Consider the following 21,864-nt stretch of genomic DNA (forward strand, 5'->3'; position numbering starts at 1 on the left):
ATGTCCCCTTTGATACGCGCGCGGCAGGGAGAGGCCCGATGACGCGCCAGGTCCTGCTGCTCAACGCCACCTATGAGCCGCTCACCACGCTCTCGCTCCACCGGGCCATCGTCCTGGTGCTGCGGGAGAAGGCCGACGTCGTGCACCGCGACGGGCGGGGCGCCCAGCTCCGCTCGGCGAGTTGCACCCTCGATGTGCCTTCGGTGATCAGGCTCCGCAGATACGTCCGCATCCCCTACCGGTCCCGAATCCCGCTGACCAGGGCGGCCCTCATGAGGCGCGACGACTACCGCTGCGCCTACTGCGGGCAGCGGGCCGAGACCATCGACCACGTCATCCCGAGGTCGCGCGGCGGCACCCACACGTGGGAGAACTGCGTCGCCTCGTGCACGACCTGCAACCACCGCAAGGCCGACAAGTACCTGGAGGAGCTGGGATGGACGCTGCGCGTCCTCCCGGCGGTGCCGAGGGGCGCCCACTGGCGGCTCATCGGCGCCTCGCTCGTCGGCGATCCCCAATGGGCGCCCTACCTGGAGGCGGCGGCCTAGACACACTTTTTGAACCCGGAGGCCGCCGCCTGTCACCATGACGGGTATGTGGACCTTCACCGCTGATCCAGAGGAGTTCGCCGCGGTCGCCGAGCCGTTCCTGCTCGGCGACCCGGTCGGCAACACGGTTCCGCTGACCGTTCTCGCCGAACTGCGTGCCGGCCGGCCCGCCGAGGACGCCTTCTTCGCCTGGTGGACCGCCAGTGGCCAGGTTCGCGCCGCCGCCTTCCGCACGCCGCCCGCCCCCTTGAGCCTCACGCGCATGCCCGCCGAGGCCGTCGCGTCGCTCGTCGAGGCGCTCGTCGGTGACCTGTCCATGGTGATAGGGCCGGTCGAGGTGACATCCGAGGTCGTCCGGCTGCTCGGCGAGCCCGACCGGACGGTGTCCGAACGGCTCTACCGCCTCGGCGTGCCCGCCGTCCCCTCCGTGCCCGGCCGCGGCCGGCTCGCCGGGGCGGGCGACTTCCCGCTGATGGTGAGCTGGTACCAGGCGTTCGGGGAGGAGGTCGGGCTCGGCGAGGCGCACGACGTCGCCGAGCGGGTGGCCCGGCGGGTGGCCGGGCGCGAGCTGTTCGTCTGGGAGGCCGGGGGCGCGCCGGTCTCGATGGCGGGGCTCGGCCGGGCGGCCGGCGGCGTGTGCCGCGTCGGCCCGGTCTACACGCCGCCGTCGTGCCGAAGGAAGGGCTACGGGGCCGCGGTCACCGCGTACGCCGGCCAGGTGGCGCTGGCCGAGCGGTGCGAGCAGGTCGTGCTCTTCACCGACCTGGACAATCCGACGAGCAACGCGATCTACCGGTCGATCGGCTACGAGCCCGTCTCCGACCATGCGCACCTGACCTACACCGGCTCCCGCTCACCCGCCGCAGCGGGTTAGGCTTACGGCATGCCGCGTTACGACTTCCGCTGCCGCGCCTGCGGCTCCACGTTCGAGGTCTCCCGTCCCATGTCGGCCTCAGACGAGCCGGCGACCTGCCCGGAGGGTCACGGCGACACGGTCAAGCTGCTGTCCACGGTCTCCATGACCGGCGGGGCGGCCGCTCCCCGTCCGGCCGGCGGCGGCGGCGGTGGCTGCTGCGGCGGTGGCTGCTGCTCGTGACCGGCGGGCCCGGCTGAGCACCTCCACCACGACCCGGGCCGCCCGTTCCACCGTCTCCACGCCCGTCTCCAGGTCGGGGCTGCGTTCCGACAGCACGGCGACAAGCAGTTCGTGGCCGTTCAGCACGATCCGGCCCGCGCTGTTGACCGTCCACCGGCCGCCGTGCGCGCCGACGGGCAGCCAGCCGTTCTTGAGCGCGACCTCGCCGCCGGCGGCGCTGACGCCCCACGCCTGCGTCCTGTCCACCGACGACATGAGCCCGAGCGCCCAGCGGCGGCTCGCGGCCGACACCGGCCCGGCGGGGTCGGTGAGCTTCTCCAGCACCCTCACCTGGTCCGACGGGCCGCTGAGAGTCATTCCCCACGACAGACCGGCGCCCGGCACGGTGTCGTGCACCTCCAGCGCCCGCAGGATGCGGGTGAGCCCGACCTGGCCGCCGACGGTCATGTACAGCTCGTGGGCGCTCTCGTCGTCGCTCTCGCGGATCATCCGGGAGGCCAGCCCGCGTTCGTACGCGCTGAGCCGCCGGTGCTCGCTCTGCCTGAGCAGCAGCAGGGCGAGCAGGATGTCCACCTTGGCCACGCTGGCCAGCACGAACGGCCTGCCCTCGGCGTAGGAGTACCGCACGCCCGTCGCGCGGTCGTACACCGACAGCGCCGCCCGCCCCGGACGGCCCCGTAGCTGACGGTCCAGCGCCCGGTCGATCGCCCGCCGCGTGGAGGGCGGCAGCAGGCGCCCCATGGACACCGCCTTGCGGTGCGCCACGATCGGGAGCGGGTCCGGCGGCCGGCCCGCCGAGCAGGCGGACACGACGACGGGCAGCAGGGCGGGCAGCAGGGCGGCGATGAGCGAGATCCCCCGGACGCGCATGTGCGCGAGCCTGTCACGCCCCGCACCAACGCCCGGGGGTCCGAGGGTCAAGCTTGCGGCAGGTTACGCCGCGTGGTCCGCTTGCGGCTCACGCGGCGTGGTCCGCTCGCGGCTCACGCCGCCTTGGTCCGCCGGCGGCGGCGCTGGAACGGGAGGAACCGGTCGGCCAGGTGCGGCCGCGACGGGGTCAGCGTGGGTTCGACCGCGATGATCCGGTCGAACCTGAACGCCCTGATGGCCTGGCGCATCCTGCACACGCCGACCAGGTACCAGTACTCGCGGTGGACCAGGCAGGTCACCGGCTCGACGTCGCGGGAGGTGACGGCCCCCGAGGCGTCGCGGTAGTGGAGACGGATCATGAGACGGCTGGTGATGGCGTCGGCGACGAGCCTGGCCCGGGAGGCGACCTCCACGGGCAGCGGCTCGGTCAGGGTCGCGAGCGTGGTCGCGATGACGTCGTCGTCGAGCTCCAGGTGTTCGAGCGCGTGCTGCAGGCCGCGCCGTGCGGCGACGGCCTGCGGGCCCGCTCCGAGGTGAGCGAGGGAGAGGGCGATGGCGGCGATCTCGGCGGTCGTCAGCGGGCGAGTCTCGTCCTTCACGACTGTCGTCATACCCCAAGAATAGGGACGACCACCGACAATTTTCGAAAATCTGTGCGGTGGACCGGGGGCCCACCGCACACTAACTATCGGGACAGCTGCGACAGATCACGCGAGGCGCCGGTCGAGGCGGACGTGGTCATCGCCGCGTACGCCTGCAACGCCACGCTCACCGGCCGGTTGCGGTCGCGCGGCCGGTAGCCGCCCAGGTCGGCCAGCAGCCGCTCGCGCCGGGCGGCCAGCTCGGCCTCGGGCACCCGCAGCTCCATCGACCGGCCGGGGATGTCGATGTCGATGATGTCGCCGTCCTCGACCAGCGCGATCGTGCCGCCCTCGGCCGCCTCGGGCGAGGCGTGCCCGATCGACAGCCCGGACGTGCCGCCGGAGAAGCGGCCGTCGGTGACCAGCGCGCACGCCTTGCCCAGGCCCTTGCCCTTGAGGAACGAGGTCGGGTAGAGCATCTCCTGCATGCCGGGGCCGCCCTTGGGGCCCTCGTAGCGGATGACCACCACGTCGCCCTCCTTGACCTGCCCGCCGAGGATGCCCTCCACGGCCTGCTCCTGCGACTCGAACACCACCGCGGGCCCGCTGAACTTCCAGATCGACTCGTCGACCCCGGCCGTCTTCACCACCGCGCCGTCGCGCGAGATGTTGCCGTAGAGCACGGCCAGGCCGCCGTCGGCGCTGTAGGCGTGTGCGCGGTCGCGGATGCAGCCCTCGGCCCGGTCGAGGTCGAGGGAGTCCCAGCGGTTGTCCTGCGAGTACGCCTTCACCGTGCGCACGTTGCCCGGCGCCGCGTGCCACAGGTCGGTGGCCTCCGGCAGCGCGGAGGGCGACTTGACGTCCCAGGCGGCCAGCGTGTCGGCCAGCGTGCCCCCGTTGACGGTGGGCACGTCGCGGTGCAGCAGCCCGGCCCGGTCGAGCTCGCCCAGGATGGCCGGGATGCCGCCGGCGCGGTGGACGTCCTCGACGTGGTACTTGCTCGTGGCCGGGGCGACCTTGCACAGGCACGGCACCCGCAGCGAGATCTCGTTGATCTCCTTGAGGCCGAAGTCGACCTCGGCCTCGCGGGCCGCGGCCAGGATGTGCAGGATCGTGTTGGTCGAGCCGCCCATCGCCACGTCGAGCGCCATGGCGTTCTCGAACGCCTCGCGGGTGGCGATCGAGCGCGGCAGCACCGACTCGTCGCCGTCCTCGTAGTAGCGGCGGGTGATCTCGACGAGCTGGCGGCCGGCGTCCTCGAAGAGCTGCTTGCGCTTCTTGTGGGTGGCCAGGATCGTGCCGTTGCCGGGCAGGGCCAGGCCCATGGCCTCGGTCAGGCAGTTCATGGAGTTGGCGGTGAACATGCCCGAGCAGGAGCCGCAGGTCGGGCAGGCGTTCTCCTCCATCTCCAGCAGCTCGGCGTCGGACACCGAGTCGTCGGCCGCGGCGATCATCGGGTCGACGAGGTCGAGCTTGCGGCCGGGCGTCTTGCCGGCCTCCATGGGCCCGCCGGAGACGAAGATCGTGGGGATGTTCAGCCGGAGGGCGGCCAGCAGCATGCCCGGGGTGATCTTGTCGCAGTTGGAGACGCAGATCAGCGCGTCGGCGCAGTGGGCGTTGACCATGTACTCGACGGCGTCGGCGATCAGCTCGCGGGACGGCAGCGAGTAGAGCATGCCGCCGTGGCCCATCGCGATGCCGTCGTCGACGGCGATCGTGTTGAACTCGCGCGGGATCGCCCCGGCCTCGCGGATCGAGGCCGACACCACGTCGCCGACCTCGCGCAGGTGCACGTGGCCCGGGACGAACTGGGTGAAGCTGTTGGCCACCGCGATGATGGGTTTGCCGAAGTCGCTCCCGGCTACGCCGGTCGCCCGGAGGAGGGCCCGGGCGCCGACCATGTTCCTGCCGTGGGTGACCGTACGTGACCTGAGGGCCGGCATTGTGCTTCTCCCATCATGAGGCGAGTCTTCACATGTTACGGCCACCCGCCCGGCGGCTGAGACACGTGTCCATCAACCGGACACCTCAGTCCGGCAACCGTACGGCCGCCAGCTGCGTCGCCTGGGCCACCAGCCGCCCCTTGGAGTCCCACACGTGGGCCACCTCGTCCATGCGGTCGCCCCCGACGTCCGTGGCCGACAGGCGGACCCTGATCGGGCCGGGCGCGGGCAGCCGGCGGACGTAGGCCGAGAGCTGGATCGTCGGCACCCAGCCGGACAGCCCCAGCTCGAACGAGACCGGCGGCACCGGGTCCAGCGCCACGAGCAGGCTCAGCGGGTCCCAGTCGGTGCCGTCGGCCAGGCGCTGCCAGGTCGCGATCACGCCCTTCCTGGCCGGTGTGCCGAACACGAACGCCAGATGGGCCGGATCGACGCGCTCCTCCACCACGGCCATCAGCGGCACGGCGAAGCCCGCGCCGGGCGCCTCGGTGGGCACGAGGAAGCAGTCCTCCTCGGGCGGCAGCTCGACCGGCGGGAGCGCGGACCACCAGGGGTCGCCGTCGTCCAGCACGCCCAGCGTGACGTGCGACTCGACGCGCACCCTGCCCTCCTGGGCCAGCGAGACCCGGACCTGGGCCACGCTGCGGCCGATCCGCAGCGGCTCCACGCGCACGTCCGCCGGGCCCGGCACGGGCGGCTCGAGGAAGGCGCCGCTCACGGCGGTCACGTGCGGGTGCCGTTCGCCGGCGGTGCTCTGGCAGGCGGCGCGGGCCAGCACGGCCAGCAGGTAGCCGCCGTGCAGCTTGGTGCCCACGCTCCACTGGGCGTCCAGCGTGGCGCCGAACGCGTCCGCGCCGCGGGCGACCAGCGCGGTCGCCTCCCCGAAAGTCCCCATTTTTCGCGATATCCCTTCCGCAGAAGGTCAGCTTGACACCGTCAACCTGACGGCGTCAATGTGAGTTCCATGACCGCTGCGAAACGTGTGCGCGCCCGGCGCGGAGAAGGCGGCCTGCTGCGGGAGGAGATCCTGCGCGCGGCCGAGGACCTGCTGACCGAGTCCGGCACCGAGGACGCCCTCACCCTGCGCGCCGTCGCCCAGCGCGCCGGGGTGTCCACCCCCTCGGTCTACCTGCACTTCGCCGACCGGGAAGCGCTGCTGGAAGCGGTCTGCCTGCGCGTGTGGGACGAGCTCGGCCGCCTGTTCCGCGAGAACCTGACGGGCGACCCGTTCCTCGCGCTGGGCCGCTGCGGACGGGCCTACGCCCGCTTCGCCCTGGACCATCCCGTGCAGTACCGGGTGCTGATGATGCGGCCCTCGACCGCGCAGGGCGTGCCGCCGGCCGCCGCCGAGTGCTTCCGCCACATGGTGGCGGCCGTCGCCGCCTGCGTGGCCGTCCGCGTGCTCGAAGGCGACCCCGAGAAGCTGGCGCTCGGCCTGTGGTCGTCCATGCACGGCTGCGTCTCGCTGCTCATCGCCCAGCCGTCGTTCCCGTGGCCCGAAGACCGGGAGGCGCTGATCGACCACATCGTGCGCATCGCCGGGATGGGCACGGCGCTGGCGTCCCGCCTGCCCGGCGCGCTGCCGCCCAGCGACGTGCTGGCCGCCGAACTGGACGACTTCGGCGCCCGGCTGTCGGCGGACGTGAAAGAACCCCGCGGAGCGGAACTCCGCGAGGTCCGTCGGCCGTCCTAGGCCGTCCTAGCCTTCGCCGTACCTGGCGGGCAGGACCTGGGCGGCGATGTCGTAGAGCCGGTCGATCTCGGCCGGGGTCAGCGCCCGTTCCCGCTTGGTGATCCACTTGCGGGCCCGGTCGCCCTGGTAGACGTCCACGCCGCGGATGGTCATGATCTTCCACGGCACGGGCGGCCCGTAGATGGCCAGCGAGGGCACGACGACGACCTCGCGGCCGAACGCCTTGCTGATCAGCTCGCTCGCCTGGGACGCCTCCCACTTGGCCTCGGTCAGCCTCGGCTTCATGTCGAAGGGACCGTGGAACAGCTTCTTGCCCGACTGGACGCGGACGGGAAGCCGTTTGTCCCACTTCTCGGAGTCGACCGCGTAGACGCCGGTCGGCCCCACCACGAGGTGGTCGATCTGCGCCTCGCTGCCTGGGATCGCCCTGGCGTGCAGGGTGCGGTAACCGCTGCGCTCCAGCCTGCGGAGCTGCCCCTCGGTACGCCGTTCGGCCACGGACGCGCGCCGCCACGCCGGCACCGTGGAATGGGAACGCGCGCGGTAGACCGTTTCGAGGATGGCCGCGACCACCCCCGCGGTCACTCCCATGCGCCAGTCGCGCAACAGGAAGCCCACCACGACCGCCACGCCGACCGCCACGAGCGCGCGATTGCGCAGGCGGCGGAACCGTGGCTGCTGGAGCAGGTCACGCATGGACGCGCGTTCCACGGGCGCGTAGGTGGTCGTGGGCGCCGATGGCGTCGCGGCGGCGGTCTGCTCGCCCTCTGGCCGGTCGCTCACCCAGATGGGTGACGCATTGTGACCGTCTTCTCGCTGGTTGTCGGAGTCCACGTAACTCACCGTAGCCCGGAGATCGGAACGATTCCTAGTGTTGACCTGTCCATAGTTTTATGGCCCAGCTCATCGTGTTCCACTCATGTTTTCGGGGTATGTCTTACGTTCTTCTCTAGAGATGCCTAGTGTGCCGATCGTGCGAGAACTTCATGAGCTTTCCGCGCTTGAGCAGGCCCGGGCCGTCCGCGACCGTGACGTCTCACCGGTCGAGCTGACCCGGCACTATCTCGACCGGATCGAACGGATCGATCCGCAGGTCGGCGCGTATGTCACCGTGACCGGCGAACAGGCCCTCGACCAGGCCCGACGCCTGGAGAAGGACCTGCCGGACGGGCCGCTGGCCGGGGTGCCGATCCCGGTCAAGGACCTCAATCTGGTCAAGGACGTGCCGATCACGTTCGGGTCGGCGGTGTACCGGGGGTTCGTCGCGCCGGTGGACGACACCGTCGTGACGCGGCTGCGCGAGGCCGGCACGGTCATCCTGGGCAAGACCGCCACCCCCGAGTTCGGCCTGCCCTGCTACACCGAGACCGACGTCTCGCCGCCCGCCCGCTCGGCCTGGGACCTCGGCACCTCGGCCGGCGGGTCCAGCGGGGGAGCGGCCGCCGCCGTGGCCGCCGGGCTGGCCCCGGCCGCCCAGGGCAGCGACGGCGCGGGCTCGATCCGCATCCCGGCCTCGGCGTGCGGCCTGTACGGCATCAAGCCCACCCGTGGCCGGATCAGCTTCGCCCCGATCATCCCCGACCTGGCGGGCATGTCCACGAACGGCCCGATCGCCCGTACCGTGGCCGACGCGGCGGCCCTGCTCGACGTGATGGCGCACAACGAGCCCGGCGACCTCTACCTCGCGCCCCGCCACGAGGGCACGTTCCTCGACTGCGCCGGCCGCGACCCCGGACGGCTGCGCATCGCCCGCTACGCCGACCCCGTCGTGCCGGGGACCGAGATCGACCCCGAGGTGCTGGCCGCGTACGAGGACGCCGCCGAGACCCTGGCCGGCCTCGGGCACGAGGTCGTCGAGATCCCCAGGCCGTTCGGCGTGGACCTCGTGCCGCAGTTCGTCACCCTCTGGTACACCTTCGCCTGCATGCACCCGGTCGCCGACGACCAGCGGCACCTGCTCCGGCCGCTCACCCGATGGCTGCGCGAGCGCGGCCTGGCCACCCCCGCACCCGCGTTCCTCCAGGCCCAGGCGGCCCTCCAGCTCGCCACCCGGGGCGCGCTCGCGATCACGAACGCCTACGACGCGGTGCTCACCCCGACCCTCACCCAGCCGCCCAGGCCGATCGGCTGGTTCGAGGACGTGGACGACGTCGAGGAGACGTTCGAGCGCATGAAGCGCTTCGCCGCCTTCCCCGCGATCTACAACGTCAGCGGCCAGCCCGCGGTGAACCTGCCGCTGCACTGGAGCGGCGACGGCCTGCCGATCGGCGTCATGCTGGCCGGGCGGATCGGTGGCGAGGGCACTCTGATCTCGCTGTCGGCCCAGGTCGAGGCCGCCAGGGGCGGATTCTGGGGGGAGCGGCGGCCGGTCGTCTGGTAGGCGGTCGCGGCCTGGGTCTGGCCGGGCCCCCGGCTGAGGATTACGTTCGTCGTGTGAACAGCGCAGCGGAAAGTCTGCTCTTTCTCCTCGGGGTGTCCTCAGGGCTGTTCGTCCTGATCAGCCTGCTGGTCATGGTGCCGGGGCGTGGTTCGTCCCGGGTGGCGGAGGCGGGGCCGGTGTGGGTGGGCGGGCCGTCCGGGAGCGAGCACGGCGTGAGCACGTCGGGGCTGGTGCTGGCCGACGGCGTCGCGCCCTGGGCGCGGACGTCCGAGCACGACTGGGTGGCCTCGGCGGCGACCGCAGAGCCTGACGGGCACCTCGGCGGCGCTTCGGCGGGATGGTGACCCGGCGATGCGCACGCTGACGACGGCCCAGGCCGACGACCTCCGGAAGGCCGTCCAGGGCGCTGAGCGGCGCAGCGGGCTGCGTTTCGGCGTGTTCCTGGGCGAGCCGGTCGGCGCCCGGCGGCACTTCGCCGAGCGCCTGCACGCCGCGCTGGGCGCCGAGGCCGCCGACGCCGTGCTGGTGTTCGTCGATCCGGCCGGACGCGCCGTGGAGATCGTGACGGGCCCGAACGCCAGGCGGCGGCTGAGCGACGGCGCCTGCCGGCTCACCGCCCTGTCGATGGCCACCGCCTTCAGCGCCGGTGACCTGGTCGGCGGCCTCCTGTACGGCATCGCCGCCCTCGGCGAACAGGCCACGACCCGCCACTGACCTGCGCCGCAGCGGTCGTCAGGCGCGTTGCAGCAGGGTGACGACGTGGTCGCTGACGCCGGCGAGCAGCCCGGACGGCTCGATCGGCGCCCCCGCCACGGCCGAGAACAGCGCGGGCAGCCCGGGCAGCGGGAAGTCGTCGTCCTCGGTGGCCGCCGCGCCCACGGCGTTCTTGTCCAGCGCCGCCCGGCTGCGCTCCCAGGCGTCGAGCACCTCCTCCGGGGACGGCACCCCGAACCCGTGCCCGACGGGCGCGGCATGCCGCAGCCGGACGAGCGGCGTCTCGGCGAAGGTCAGCGCCGTACGGGCGCGCACCTGGAGGTCGGCGCGCGGTTCGGGCTCGATCCAGTCCATGGCCGTGCACGGGTTGCGGCAGGTCGCGACGCACACCGCCAGCGCGCCCGCGAGCTGGCTGTGCTGCCGGTCGAAGTAGGCCCGCCAGCCCTCGCCGGGCTCGACCGACACCCGCAGCGTGCGGTTGGTGGCCGACTGCTCGGACTTGGTGTGGTCGCACTCCCGGTCGCCGATCACGCCGAACCTGCTCCCGGGCGCGCTCAGCCCCGCGGGCCAGCGGGCCGGGTCGCCGGCGTGGCCGAGCTGCGGCTCGAAGGCCAGCAGCGGCAGGTACTCGCTGGCGATGTGCACGGCCGCGATCATGGGGCTCAGCTCGCGCCGGTGCCAGCGGACGGCGATCACCTCAAGGAGCAGGCCATAGGCGGGCTTGAGCGACTCCAGGGCCCCGCGCGGCTGCTCCCGCGGCGTCTGCGGCATGTGACAGGCGCGGGCGAGCCGGCGCAGGTCGGCCGGCACGGACCTGGCCTCGGCAGCGAAGTCCTCGGCGTCGAGCGAGAGCAGCCGCTGCCCGAACTCGCACACGTCGGAGATCTCGGCCGTGGGGGCGAGCGCGCCCAGGTCGGCGAAGGCGTACCGGCGGGCGAGGGCGATCAGCAGCTCACGAGTCGAATCCACGCGATGACTTTCTCACGATCTTGGAACGGTCACGGACACGGGGCGCGCACGCACTGGACGTCTTCCGGCGGGCTGGTGACCGTGGGCTCGTCCGTGGGCTCCTCCGGGCCGGGCTGGCTCGGCTCCTGCGACGGCTCGGGCTCGGCGGTGGTCGCGGTGGGCGTGGGCTTCGGCGAGATGGAGGGCGTGGCGCTCGGGGTGGTGGGGGCCACGGTCGGGCCGGGCGTCGCGCTGGTGGTGCCGCTCGGCTTGGCGCTCGGCGCGGCCTTGGTCGGCGGCACGGGCTGCCTGGTGGTGTGCTCCGGGCTGCTCGGGGTGTGGGCCTGCGTGGTCTCCTCGGCGGGCGGCAGCACCTCGCCCGTGCTCGCCGGCTCGGCCGGACGCAGCCACACCGACCCCGCCACCGCGGCCGAGACCATGACGGCGGCGGCCATGGTGACCAGGGCCGTCAGCGTGCGCCGCCGGCGGGACGTGCGGCCGGCCGGGGCCGACGGCATGGTGAACGGCGATCCGGCGTCGGCCGCGGGCATGACGCCCGTCGGCTGGAGGCCCGGGTGGGGACCGCTCGTCGTGGACGCGGACACCGAGGACGTGGTGACGGGAGACGTGTTGACCGGCAGGTCGACCGGCAGGTCGACCGGCAGGGCCGCGCCGCTCACCGAGGCGCGGGCCGCCCGCGCCATGTCGGAGGCCGACGGCCAGCGCTGCGCCGGGTCCTTCTGCAGCGCCCGCGACACCACCTGGCGCACCGCCGCGGGCAGCTCGGCGGGCAGCTCGGGCACGGGCGCGTTGAGGTGCTTGAAGATGATCTGGACAGGGGTCTCCCCCTGGTACGGCAGCCGCCCGGTCAGGCACTCGTAGGCCACCACGCCCAGCGCGTAGACGTCGACCGCGGGCGTGACCTCGTTGCCGGCGGCCATCTCCGGCGCGCAGTAGGCGGCCGAGCCGAGCATGGTGCCGGTGGCCGTGAGGTGACCGGCCGAGGCGGAGTGGGCGACCCCGAAGTCGGTCAGCGCGACCTGCCCGTCGGGCCTGACCATGAGGTTGGCCGGCTTGACGTCGCGGTGGACGATGCCCTGCGCGTGGGCCGCGGCCAGCGCGTCGGCCACCTCGGCGATCAGGCGCATGGCCTCCTGGGGGCCGAGCGGGCCCCGGCGCAGGACGCGGTCGAGCGACTCGCCCCGCACGTACTCCATGACCAGGTAGCTGACCCGGCGCCCGTCGGCCTCGTGGACGCCGTAGTCGTAGACCCCGACCACGCCGCGGTGCCTGAGCGTGGCCATGGCCCTGGCCTCGTTCTGGAAGCGCTGGGTGAAGGTGGGGTTCTCCGACAGGGCGGGCATCATCACCTTGACCGCGACGGCCCGGCCCAGGACCAGGTCGTCGGCACGCCAGACCTCGCCCATGCCGCCGCCGCCGAGGCGGTCGGCCAGCACGTAGCGGTCGTTGAGCGTGGTACCGGCGCCTAGCACGTACTTGAGGCTAACACCCACTCTCCGTGCTCAGGCCGTATTCGGCGCAGCGCGAAGCCGGGTCCCCGCCGGGCGTGGCGGGGACCCGGGTGGATCAGGCCGACGCGGCGTCGGTCTCGCGGTTGCGCAGGGCGCGGCTGACGCCGTCGGCGCCCTCCAGGATCAGCCTGCGCAGGGCCTGCGGCGGCTGCTCGGCGGCCAGGAAGTCCTGGGCGGCCTGGACCGTGGCGGGCTCGATGAGCAGCGTGGGGAAGCAGCCCACGGCGAACGTCGAGGCCTTCTCGAACGTCCACTCCTGGTAGACGCGCCCGACCTCGGCGAAGTACTTCTCCCGGTACGGCTCCAGCAGCCCGGTGTGATGCGGGTCCTGGAAGCCGGCGATGGTGCTGCGGGCGATGTGGTTGGCCAGCTCGCCGCCCACGATCCGGGCCCAGGCCGCCGCCTTGGCCTCGGCCGTCGGGATCGCGGCCCGGCACAGCGCCGCCGACCGCTCACCCGTCGCCGTAGGGTCGCGCCGCAGCTCGGCCTCGATGTCGGCCTCGTCCAGCCGGCCGCCGGAGACCAGCGCGGCCACCAGCGTCCAGCGCAGGTCGGCGTCGACGGTCAGCCCCTCGGGCACGCCGGTGCCGTCGAGGATGGCCTGCACCAGGTCGAGGTCGGCGGCGGAGACCGCCACCGGGGCGAACGCCTGGAGGAAGGCGAGCTGGTGGTCGGAGCCGGGCGCCGCGGAGCCGAGCAGCGAGCGCAGCTCGGCGGCCAGCAGCGCCTGGCCCTCGGCCTGCCAGGCCGGGTCGGCGTACTGCTGGACGGACTGCCGCGCCTGGCGCAGCACCGCCTGCAGGACCGTGATGTCGGAGACCGTGCCGGCGCCGGAGATGACCAGCCTGACGTAGTCGCGCGTGGACATCTCGCCGTCGCGGGTCATGTCCCAGGCCGCCGACCAGCACAGAGCGCGCGGAAGCGAGTCGGTGAAGGCCGCGATGCCGCCCTCGACGAGCGTGCGCAGGGAACGCTCGTCGAGCCTGATCTTGGCGTAGGTGAGGTCGTCGTCGTTGAGCAGCACCAGGTCGGGCTGCTCGGCGCCGACCAGCTCGGCCACGCTCGTACGGGCCCCCACCACGTCGAGCTCGACCCGCTTGGTCCGGGTGAGCACGCCGTCGACCAGCGAGTACAGGCCGATCGCGATGCGGTGCGAGCGCAGCGTCGGGTAGTCGGCCGGGGCCTCCTGCAGCACCTCGAAGGAGGTGAAGCGGCCGTCGGACACCTCGAAGGAGGGACGCAGCGTGTTGACCCACGCGGTCTCCAGCCACTCCTTCGACCACGACGACAGGTCGCGGCCCGAGGTGCGCTCCAGGGCGGCGAGCAGGTCCTTCAGCTCGGTGTTGCCCCAGGCGTGCTCGGCGAAGTAGTCGCGCACCCCGGCCAGGAAGTTGTCCAGGCCGACGTAGGCGACGAGCTGCTTGAGCACCGAGGCGCCCTTGGCGTACGTGATGCCGTCGAAGTTGACCTCGACCGCCTGCATGTCGGGGATGTCGGCGGCGATCGGGTGGGTGGAGGGAAGCTGGTCCTGGCGGTAGGCCCAGGACTTCTCCACGTTCGCGAACGTGGTCCACGCGCCGTTGCCCCACCGGGTGGCCTCGGCCTGGGCCAGCACGGACACGTACGTGGCGAAGGACTCGTTCAGCCACAGGTCGTCCCACCAGCGCATGGTGACCAGGTCGCCGAACCACATGTGGGCCATCTCGTGCAGGATCGTCTCGGCGCGCCGCTCGACGACCGCGTCGGTGACGCGGGACCGGAAGACGTAGTCCTCCAGGAACGTCACGCAACCCGCGTTCTCCATCGCGCCGGCGTTGAACTCGGGCACGAAGAGCTGGTCGTACTTGGTGAACGGGTAGCGGACGCCGAACACCCGGTGGAAGAAGTCGAAGCCCTGCCGGGTGACCTCGAAGAGGTTGTCGGCGTCGAGGTGCTCGCCGAGCGAGGCGCGGCAGTAGAGGCCGAGCGGGATGCCGTCGTGCTCCGAGGTGACCTTGTAGTACGGCCCGGCCACCAGCGCGGTGATGTACGTGGAGATCACCGGCGTGGCCTCGAACTCCCACCGCCTGGCCGCCTCGACGCCGCCGTGGCGGCCGGAGTGCCCGTCGAGGTCCTCCACCTTGGCCGCGGCGCCGTTGGAGACGACCTCCCAGTCGGCCGGGGCCAGCACGGTGAGCTGGAAGACCGCCTTGAGGTCGGGCTGGTCGAAGCAGGCGTACATGCGGTGGGCGTCGGCCGTCTCGAACTGGCTGTGCAGGTAGACCTTCTGGTCGACCGGGTCCACGAAGCGGTGGAGGCCCTCGCCCGTGCGCATGTAGCTGCAGTCGGCGTCGACCAGCAGCTCGTTGGACTCGGCCAGCGAGGGGAGGGGGAAGCGGCCCTTCTCGGCGTCGTAGGCGGAGACGTCGAGGTCGACGCCGTTGAGGGTGACCTTGCGCACGTTGGCGCCGTGGAGGTCGATGAAGGTGGAGGCGCCCGGGCTGGTGCTGGTGAAGCGCACCGTCGTGACGCTCTCGAAGCGCTCGTCCCCCTCCGTCAGGTCGAGTGCGACGTCGTACGACTCGACCGTCAACAGCCGGGCGCGCTCGCGAGCCTCGTCCCGGGTCAGGTTCCCTGCCAAGTTGCGCTCCTTTTCACCACTTCGTTGTAGTTTGTCGGTATCCTGCCACGCCGGGAATAGGACCTCGACACCCTCAGGTTATGGCCCCACGTGACTGAGAAGATTCCCGTGGACCTGTGGTTCGATCCTTTCTGCCCATTTGCCTGGGCGACGTCACGATGGCTTCTCGAAGTGGAGAAGGTTCGCGCCATCGAGCCGCGCTGGCACGTGATGAGCCTCAACGTCCTCAACGAGGGCAATGACGTGCCCGACTCCTACCGTGAGGCCATCGCCAGGGCCATCGAACCCGTCCGCGTCGTGGCCGCGGCACGGGCCGCGCACGGCGACAAGGTCGTCGGCCCGCTCTACACCGAGCTCGGCACCCGCCTGCACAACCAGGGCGGGAGCAAGGACCTCAGCCGCCTCGGCGAGCTCATCGAGGACTCCCTGGAGGCGATCGGCCTCAGCCGCGACCTTGCCGCCGCCGCCCACTCCACCGAGTGGGACGACGACGTACGCGCCTCCCACCAGGAGGGCATCACCCTGGTCGGCCAGGACGTCGGCACCCCGGTCATCCGCGTCGGCGCCAACGCCTTCTTCGGTCCCGTGATCACGTCCATCCCGAAGGGCGAGGACGCGGGCAGGCTGTGGGACGGCGTTCTTCTCGTCACCGAGTTCGATGACTTCTTCGAGCTGAAGCGGACTCGTACCAGACAGCCCACCTTCGACTAGATATGTCTTCCGCCGCCGGGGTAAGACTCCTACCCTGGCGGTAGGTCTCGGGCGCGCCGAGGATAAGGAATCCCCCTCTGCCCGGTCCATGCTGTCGCCAGTCCACGACGTGCACGCGAGGATGGCCCCATGCGCCAGCTGTACATCGGCGGTTCCTGGAACGCCTCTACGTCAGACGAGTCCATCGAGGTCGCCAACCCGGCCACGGAGGAGATCATCGATCGGGTGCCCGCGGGCACCCCCGACGACGTCGAGGCGGCGGTGTCGGCGGCGCGCGAGGCGTTCCCCGTCTGGTCCGACACGTCGGCGACGCAGCGCGGGAAGCTGCTCGGCGCCGCGGCCGAGCTGCTCAAGCAGCGCGCCGAGAGCGTCGCGCGGACGATCGCGACCGACATGGGCGCGCCGCTCGGCTTCGCGCTCAAGGTGCAGACGCTGATGCCCGCGGCCGTGCTGTCCTCCTACGCGCAGATGGCCGAGAGCTACCCGCGCGAGTCCCGCATCGGCAACTCGCTGCTGGTCAAGGAGCCGATCGGGGTCGTCGCGGCGATCACGCCCTGGAACTACCCGCTCCACCAGATCATCTGCAAGGTCGGCCCCGCGCTGGCCGCCGGATGCACGGTCGTGCTCAAGCCGAGCGAGGTGGCGCCGCTCGCGGCGTACGCGCTGGCGGAGATCTTCGACGAGGTCGGCCTGCCGCCCGGGGTGTTCAACCTGGTCAGCGGACGCGGCCCGGTCGTCGGCGAGGCCATGGCCGCCCATCCCGACGTGGACATGGTCTCCTTCACCGGCTCCACCGCGGCCGGCCGCCGGGTCGCCGCGCTCGCCGCCGAGACCGTCAAGCGGGTGGCGCTGGAGCTCGGCGGCAAGTCGGCCAACATCGTCCTGCCCGACGCCGATCTCGCCACGGCCGTCAAGGTCGGGGTGGCCAACTGCTTCATCAACGCGGGCCAGACCTGCTCGGCCTGGAGCCGGATGATCGTCCACCGCGACCAGTACGACGACGCCGTCCGCCTGGCCGTCGAGGCGACCCGCAAGTACACCGTCGGCGACCCCTTCGACGAGGCCACCAGGGTCGGGCCCCTGGTGTCGGCGGCCCAGCGCGAGCGGGTGGTCCGCTACATCAACCGGGGTCAGGAGGAGGGCGCCAGGCTCGTCGCAGGCGGCACCGAGCGCCCCCGCGAACGCGGCTTCTACGTCGAGCCCACGGTCTTCGCCGCGGTCGAGCCGGGCATGACGATCGAGCAGGAGGAGATCTTCGGGCCCGTGCTGGCGCTGATCCCGTACACGAGCGAGGGCCAGGCCGTGGAGATCGCCAACGACACCAGGTACGGCCTGGCCGGGGCGGTCTGGTCGGGCAGCCAGGAGCGCGCGGTCGCCGTCGCGCGCAGGCTGCGCACCGGTCAGGTCGTCGTCAACGGCGGCCAGTTCAACCCGCTGGCCCCCTTCGGCGGCTACAAGCAGTCGGGAGTGGGCCGCGAGCTGGGCGAGTTCGGCCTGGAGGAGTACCTGGAGATCAAGTCGCTGCAGCTGTAGGCCCCGGCCTACGCGCGGAGCATGATCTTGCGGGCCTCGTCCTTCGGCAGGCGGTCCACGTACAGCTTGCCGTCGAGGTGCTGGGTCTCGTGCTGGAAGCAGCGCGCCAGCGAGCCGCGGGCCTTCAGGCGCACCGGCCGCTGCAACCGGTCGAGCCCCTCGACGGTGACGCCCGCCGCCCGCGCGACGGCGGCGTAGATCGGCGTGCCGGTGCGGCGGTCGGGCACCGACAGGCAGCCCTCCTCGTCGGAGACCTCCTCGGCGTCGTCGACGGTGAGCACGGGGTTGACGACGTGGCCCTTGCGGCCGGCGATGTCGTAGACGAACAGCCGCCGCGACACGCCGATCTGCGGGCCGGCCAGGCCGACGCCGTTGACCGCGTACATCGCCTGGAACATCTCCTCGATCAGGCGGCGCAGCTCGCGGTCGAAGTCGGTGACGGGCTCGGCGGGCGTGCGCAGCACCGGATCGCCGATGACGCGGATCTCACGCATGCGTCTCCACTTTCGTAAGGACTGGGGAACGGTTGGGGTCCTTACTCTAGCCAGCGAGTGGGATCGGCGGGGCTGTGGAAGACTGGACGGGTGCGTGTCTACATCGGTGCCGACCATGCCGGCTATGAGCTCAAGAACCACCTCGTGTCCTGGCTCAAGGACCACGGCCACGAGGTGACCGACTGCGGTCCCTTCGTCTACGACGCCGAGGACGACTATCCCGCGTTCGTCCTGCGCGCCGCCGAGGGCGTCGCCGGCGACCCCGGCAGCCTCGGGGTGGTGATCGGCGGCTCGGGCAACGGCGAGCAGATCGCGGCCAACAAGGTGCGCGGCATCCGCGCGGCCCTGGCCTGGAGCGAGGAGACCGCCTCCCTGGCCCGCGAGCACAACAACGCCAACGTCGTCAGCATCGGCGCCCGCATGCACACGACCGAGGAGGCGACCAGGTTCGTGGAGGTCTTCCTGACCACCTCCTTCTCCGGCAGCGAGCGCCACAGCAGGCGCATCGCGCAGCTGACCACCTACGAGACGATCGGCCAGCTGCCCTCGCTGCCCTAGGCGGGCTCGCTCTTGCGCCTGGCCTCGCGCCGTGGCGTCTCGTCGCGCAGGGGCCGCCGGTCGGCGGCCTCCTGCTGCTCCTTCGACGGCCTGGACACGTCGCGGGCCCGCATGGCGATGGTCGCGGTGATCTGCAGACTTTGCAGGGCCATGCTCCGAGCCTACGCTCCGGGTCTCGTTCTGTGCCTTGTCCTGTGCCCTGTCTCCGGTCTTGTCTCCGGTCTTGTTCCGGGGATCAGAACACCAGCCCGGCCAGTGGCTTGGGGGTCCAGGCCATGGCCGCGGCCAGCGCCCGCACCGCGCCCGGCGTGCGCTCGCGCAGCAGGCCCGCGTCGAGCTGGGCGCCGAGCAGGCCATCCCCCATGTACGCCGAGCCGAGCGCGGACACCGGCACCGTCAGGTCCGGCTCGTCGTCCACCTGCTTGCACTGCGCGCCGTCGGTGCCCGCGGTGAGCCGGCGGCGGCCGGCGTTCCACGGGCACACGTCGTCCTCGATCTCGATCACCAGGTCCACGGGGGCCGCGTAGGCGCGGGCGGTCAGGGCCTCGTCGACGTCGACCAGGCGTACCCACAGCTCGTCGGACCAGGTCGCGCGCAGTTGCCGGGAGTCGGCGAGCAGCGCGGTCAGGGCGTCGTCCACCGGCCGGGCGTACGCCTCCAGCCTGGTGATCAGGTCCCGGTCCAGCACGTTGCGCCACAGCAGGGCGTAGGCCGCCGGGTCGGCCGCCTCCAGTTCGATGAGCCGCAGCTCGCCGTTGGCCACGCCGTTGGGGTCCCAGGCGGACTTCGTGCGGAACAGCGCGTAGCCGCGCACGTTGCCGTCGTCCTCGGCGAGCACCGCGCGCAGCGAGCCCCAGCCGTCCCTGTCGTGCTCCTCGTCGGCGAGCATCCCGTCCCAGATGTGCCGGTTGCGCGCGTATCGTCCCGGACGCCGGGTCACGACCTCGGAGAACAGCTTCTCGAAGTCGCTCCTGGCCTCGGCGGGGGAGACCACCCTGATCCTGAGCGCGGGGTCCGTGGGGGCGTCCCGCACGAAGGCCGAGCGGTGCTTGTCGATGCGGTACGACAGCTCGCTGGCCGCCCTGCCGTAGCCGAACCTGCCGTAGATCAGCGACTCGGAGGCGTAGAGGGCGGCCACCGACTCGCCCCGGTCGCGGATGTCGGACAGCTGCCGGCGCATGAGCGCGGACAGCACGCCGCGGCGGCGGTGCGAGGGAAGCACACCGACCGCGGTCACGCCGCCCACGGGGATCTGGCGTCCGCCGGGGACCGTCATCGTGAGGCTGAAGACGGACGTGACGCCCGCCATGGTGGTGCCGTCGAAGGCGACCAGCGTGCGGTCGAACTCCGTGGCCGCCTTGAACCGCTCGTCCTGGGTGGGATGCGGCGTCCAGCCGAACCCCTCTGCGAGCACGCCGGCGAAGCCCGGCCACTCGGATTCGTCAATGGGACGGATCGGATAGGTCATCCGTCCACGGTAGGAGCGGGCAAAGGGGGACGGCCACCCAATATCCGTGCTTAATGATCAAGGCCTTGGTCAAGTGGGCTGCCCAAACAGGGGTCAGACCGATACAGTCACACGCATCATGAGTTCCCGTCCGGCGCCGCTGATTCCGCCACGGGTCCGCGCGGTCCTGGTGCGGGTGCCGTTCCTGGTGTCTGCCGTCCGGTTCCTCCGGAGAGGGCCGCTGGCCCGCGACCGCAACCTGCTCATCACCCTGACCGTGCTCTCGCTCGTCATCGGGCTGCTGGCGGCGAAGGTGTCCACCGAGTGGTTCTCGCCGTCGCTGCTCATCCTGGTCACCTTGATCGGCGGGTTGCAGCTGCGGCTGCGCAGCCTGGTCAAGCTGCTGGTGGCGGTGGGCGTCGCGCTGGCCTACATCGCGGCCACGCTCGGGGTGGCGCGGGTGGGGCTGGGGCTCACGGTGACGATCGTGTTCACCACCGTGCTGGCCGTGCTGATGGCCCGTACCAGGGGCAAGCTCGGCGTGCAGGGGCTGCGCGGCGACGCGATGCTGCTGGAGCTGCGCGACCGGCTCAAGAGCCAGGGCGAGCTGCCCCCGCTGCCCAAGGACTGGGGCGCCAAGGTGGTGCTCAAGCAGGCCGGCGGCTCGTCGTTCGGCGGCGACTTCCTGGTCTCCATGCGCGACGGCGACTCCGTGGAGATCGCCCTCGTCGACGTCTCGGGCAAGGGCGTCGACGCCGGCACCCGCGCGCTGCTGCTGTCGGGCACGTTCGGCGGGCTGCTGGGCTCGGTCGACGACTTCCTGCCCGCGTGCAACGCCTACCTCCACCGGCAGCGCGGCGACGAGGGCTTCGTGACGGCCGTGCACGTACGCCTCGACCTGGCCACCGGCGACTACACGATCACCTCGGCCGGCCACCCGCCGGTCGTCAAGCTCGACTCGGGCACCGGCAACTGGCAGGTCGCCTCGGCCAAGGGCGTGGTGCTCGGCGTGGTGCCCGACCTCCACTGCGAGCCCGACAGCGGCACCCTGCGCAAGGGCGACGCGCTGCTGCTCTACACCGACGGGCTGATCGAGCAGCCGGGGCGCGACATCGACGCGGGGCTCGACCGGCTGCTCGGCGAGGCCGAACGGCTGCTGCCCTCCGGCTTCCGCGACGGCGCGAGGGCGCTGGTCAACGCGATGTCCTCGGGCCACAACGACGACTGCGCGCTGGTGTTGATCTGGCGTCCGTAGTGACGTTTCACACGGGTCAGGTCGTGATGGCGGTCACTGGCAGCGGGTTCGGCAGGCTGAGATCATTCGACTGTTCGGGTCCCGGCGGAGCGGCGCGGCTCCACCGGGCCCGTCTCCTCGTCCGGCTCCCGTGGGCCGCTCTCACAGCCAGCCGCTGTCGCTGGCGATGCGTACGGCATCGAGCCGGTTGCGGGCGCCCGTCTTGCACATGATCCGCGACAGATGATTGCGTACGGTGCCGACCGACAGGAACAACTGGTCGGCGATCTCCGTCGATCTCGCCCCGCCGGCCGCGATGCGCAGCACGTCGAGCTCCCGCCGGGTGAGCGGGTTGGCGGCCGACTGCAGGGCGGCCACCGCCAGCTCCGACTCCACCGCCCGGCCGCCCGCCGCGACCTGGCGCACCCCCTCGGCCAGCCGCTCGGGCGCCACCCGCAGGCTCATGAACCCCAGCACGCTGCCGTTGAACGCCCTGCGCACCTCGCCGGGGCTCGGCCGCGCGGAAAGGATCAGCACCGAGCAGTGGGGGATCTGCTGGGTCAGATGGGTGGCGACCGGCAGGCCCGGCAGGTCGAGGTCGACGATCGCGACGTCGGGCGCGCTGGACCGCGCCGCGGGCAGCACGCCGTCGGGGCAGCCTGTCTCGGCGACCACCCGCAGGTCGGGCTCGGCTTCGAGCGTGGCCTGCAGACCGCGTCGCACCAAGGGCAGGTGTTCGGCGATGAGTATGCGGATCAAGGCGTCCCCCTCCATCGTCTCCCAGGGTGATCGGCTGATCGCTTACTGTCAATGTGGCTCGTGGATTCGCCAAAGTGCGGACAAGCCCGAGGGATGTGATGAGTTCGACTAGATGAATGAGTCCAAGGCGTAGCTGCGGAGATAGGGCGAGGATGTCCATTCTCGGGTTGTGACGACCGAACTGGACACCCTCGCAACCGCAC

At 71.9% G+C, this 21,864-nt stretch carries 22 protein-coding genes; 11 read left to right on the forward strand and 11 right to left on the reverse strand.

The genetic code is table 11. From position 1 onward, the window contains the following. Window positions 1-38: 38 nt before the first annotated feature. The 3 genes from AB0J97_RS24790 to AB0J97_RS24800 are packed head-to-tail and all read left to right on the forward strand — an operon-like array spanning window position 39 to window position 1,644. Window positions 39-548 carry an HNH endonuclease gene (locus AB0J97_RS24790; protein ID WP_352322827.1) on the forward strand — a complete coding sequence of 170 codons (510 nt, stop codon included), beginning with the start codon at window positions 39-41 and terminating at the stop codon, window positions 546-548. 46 nt (window positions 549-594) lie between these two features. Then, the gene (locus AB0J97_RS24795) at window positions 595-1,422 is read left to right on the forward strand and encodes a GNAT family N-acetyltransferase (RefSeq protein ID WP_364092331.1); all 828 of its coding nucleotides are present in this window, start codon (window positions 595-597) and stop codon (window positions 1,420-1,422) included. Window positions 1,423-1,431: 9 nt separating this feature from the next. Beyond that, window positions 1,432-1,644, forward strand: coding sequence for a zinc ribbon domain-containing protein (locus tag AB0J97_RS24800; RefSeq protein WP_357980529.1), 213 nt, complete (start codon window positions 1,432-1,434; stop codon window positions 1,642-1,644). A gap of 983 nt (window positions 1,645-2,627) precedes the next feature. On the opposite strand, the gene AB0J97_RS24805 is transcribed toward AB0J97_RS24800, so the two are convergent. The 3 genes from AB0J97_RS24805 to AB0J97_RS24815 all read right to left on the reverse strand — a co-directional run bounded on the left by AB0J97_RS24805 (window position 2,628) and on the right by AB0J97_RS24815 (window position 5,933). Then, the gene (locus tag AB0J97_RS24805; RefSeq protein WP_357705209.1) at window positions 2,628-3,125 is read right to left on the reverse strand and encodes a WYL domain-containing protein; all 498 of its coding nucleotides are present in this window, start codon (window positions 3,123-3,125) and stop codon (window positions 2,628-2,630) included. Window positions 3,126-3,199: 74 nt separating this feature from the next. Next, window positions 3,200-5,038, reverse strand: a complete 1,839-nt coding sequence (gene ilvD / locus AB0J97_RS24810) for a dihydroxy-acid dehydratase (protein ID WP_364092334.1) — start codon at window positions 5,036-5,038, stop codon at window positions 3,200-3,202. Window positions 5,039-5,123: 85 nt separating this feature from the next. Beyond that, entirely contained in the window at window positions 5,124-5,933 is an 810-nt protein-coding gene (locus AB0J97_RS24815; RefSeq protein WP_364092337.1) for a thioesterase family protein, read from the reverse strand. Window positions 5,934-6,002: 69 nt separating this feature from the next. Here AB0J97_RS24815 and AB0J97_RS24820 point away from each other — a divergent pair, with 69 nt between their 5' ends. Further along, entirely contained in the window at window positions 6,003-6,731 is a 729-nt protein-coding gene (locus tag AB0J97_RS24820) for a TetR/AcrR family transcriptional regulator (protein ID WP_357705215.1), read from the forward strand. Between the two features lie 6 nt (window positions 6,732-6,737). Here AB0J97_RS24820 and AB0J97_RS24825 read toward each other — a convergent pair whose 3' ends face one another. Then, window positions 6,738-7,514, reverse strand: a complete 777-nt coding sequence (locus tag AB0J97_RS24825; RefSeq protein ID WP_357705217.1) for a nuclease-related domain-containing protein — start codon at window positions 7,512-7,514, stop codon at window positions 6,738-6,740. Window positions 7,515-7,704: 190 nt separating this feature from the next. On the opposite strand from AB0J97_RS24825, the gene AB0J97_RS24830 reads away from it, so the two are divergent. The 3 genes from AB0J97_RS24830 to AB0J97_RS24840 are packed head-to-tail and all read left to right on the forward strand — an operon-like array spanning window position 7,705 to window position 9,825. Further along, window positions 7,705-9,111: an amidase gene (locus AB0J97_RS24830; protein ID WP_364092340.1), complete on the forward strand. Its 1,407-nt coding sequence runs from the start codon at window positions 7,705-7,707 to the stop codon at window positions 9,109-9,111. A gap of 53 nt (window positions 9,112-9,164) precedes the next feature. Next, the gene (locus AB0J97_RS24835) at window positions 9,165-9,455 is read left to right on the forward strand and encodes a hypothetical protein (protein WP_364092342.1); all 291 of its coding nucleotides are present in this window, start codon (window positions 9,165-9,167) and stop codon (window positions 9,453-9,455) included. Window positions 9,456-9,462: 7 nt separating this feature from the next. Further along, the gene (locus tag AB0J97_RS24840; protein ID WP_364092344.1) at window positions 9,463-9,825 is read left to right on the forward strand and encodes a DUF5130 family protein; all 363 of its coding nucleotides are present in this window, start codon (window positions 9,463-9,465) and stop codon (window positions 9,823-9,825) included. Window positions 9,826-9,843: 18 nt separating this feature from the next. On the opposite strand, the gene AB0J97_RS24845 is transcribed toward AB0J97_RS24840, so the two are convergent. The 3 genes from AB0J97_RS24845 to pepN all read right to left on the reverse strand — a co-directional run bounded on the left by AB0J97_RS24845 (window position 9,844) and on the right by pepN (window position 14,925). Next, window positions 9,844-10,794, reverse strand: a complete 951-nt coding sequence (locus AB0J97_RS24845; protein ID WP_364092346.1) for a hypothetical protein — start codon at window positions 10,792-10,794, stop codon at window positions 9,844-9,846. Between the two features lie 29 nt (window positions 10,795-10,823). Next, entirely contained in the window at window positions 10,824-12,266 is a 1,443-nt protein-coding gene (locus AB0J97_RS24850; protein WP_364092348.1) for a protein kinase, read from the reverse strand. 94 nt (window positions 12,267-12,360) lie between these two features. Next, a complete protein-coding gene (gene pepN / locus AB0J97_RS24855; protein WP_364092350.1) occupies window positions 12,361-14,925 on the reverse strand; it encodes an aminopeptidase N in 2,565 nt (854 codons plus the stop codon). Window positions 14,926-15,015: 90 nt separating this feature from the next. On the opposite strand from pepN, the gene AB0J97_RS24860 reads away from it, so the two are divergent. Then, the gene (locus AB0J97_RS24860; protein ID WP_357705230.1) at window positions 15,016-15,636 is read left to right on the forward strand and encodes a disulfide bond formation protein DsbA; all 621 of its coding nucleotides are present in this window, start codon (window positions 15,016-15,018) and stop codon (window positions 15,634-15,636) included. Window positions 15,637-15,765: 129 nt separating this feature from the next. Beyond that, window positions 15,766-17,169 (forward strand): aldehyde dehydrogenase family protein, encoded by a 1,404-nt coding sequence (locus AB0J97_RS24865; RefSeq protein ID WP_364092353.1) that lies wholly within the window; start codon window positions 15,766-15,768, stop codon window positions 17,167-17,169. A gap of 8 nt (window positions 17,170-17,177) precedes the next feature. Here the strand turns inward: AB0J97_RS24865 and def are convergent, their stop codons facing one another. Continuing rightward, window positions 17,178-17,663: a peptide deformylase gene (gene def, locus AB0J97_RS24870; RefSeq protein WP_357705234.1), complete on the reverse strand. Its 486-nt coding sequence runs from the start codon at window positions 17,661-17,663 to the stop codon at window positions 17,178-17,180. A gap of 90 nt (window positions 17,664-17,753) precedes the next feature. Between def and AB0J97_RS24875 the strand changes: the two genes are divergently transcribed. Beyond that, window positions 17,754-18,221: a ribose-5-phosphate isomerase gene (locus tag AB0J97_RS24875; RefSeq protein ID WP_352360446.1), complete on the forward strand. Its 468-nt coding sequence runs from the start codon at window positions 17,754-17,756 to the stop codon at window positions 18,219-18,221. Here AB0J97_RS24875 and AB0J97_RS24880 read toward each other — a convergent pair. Both AB0J97_RS24880 and AB0J97_RS24885 read right to left on the reverse strand, forming a co-directional pair. Beyond that, entirely contained in the window at window positions 18,218-18,373 is a 156-nt protein-coding gene (locus AB0J97_RS24880) for a hypothetical protein (RefSeq protein ID WP_357705236.1), read from the reverse strand. The genes AB0J97_RS24875 and AB0J97_RS24880 overlap by 4 nt on opposite strands. 83 nt (window positions 18,374-18,456) lie before the next feature. After that, window positions 18,457-19,689: a GNAT family N-acetyltransferase gene (locus AB0J97_RS24885; protein WP_357705238.1), complete on the reverse strand. Its 1,233-nt coding sequence runs from the start codon at window positions 19,687-19,689 to the stop codon at window positions 18,457-18,459. Window positions 19,690-19,807: 118 nt separating this feature from the next. Between AB0J97_RS24885 and AB0J97_RS24890 the strand changes: the two genes are divergently transcribed. After that, a complete protein-coding gene (locus AB0J97_RS24890; RefSeq protein ID WP_364092356.1) occupies window positions 19,808-20,923 on the forward strand; it encodes a PP2C family protein-serine/threonine phosphatase in 1,116 nt (371 codons plus the stop codon). Between the two features lie 141 nt (window positions 20,924-21,064). Here the strand turns inward: AB0J97_RS24890 and AB0J97_RS24895 are convergent, their stop codons facing one another. Continuing rightward, on the reverse strand, window positions 21,065-21,661 hold the full coding sequence (locus AB0J97_RS24895; RefSeq protein ID WP_364092358.1) for a response regulator transcription factor: 597 nt from the start codon (window positions 21,659-21,661) through the stop codon (window positions 21,065-21,067). Window positions 21,662-21,864: the final 203 nt, after the last annotated feature.

The organism is Nonomuraea sp. NPDC049607 (genome assembly GCF_040675375.1).
Classification (GTDB): Bacteria; Actinomycetota; Actinomycetes; order Streptosporangiales; family Streptosporangiaceae; genus Nonomuraea.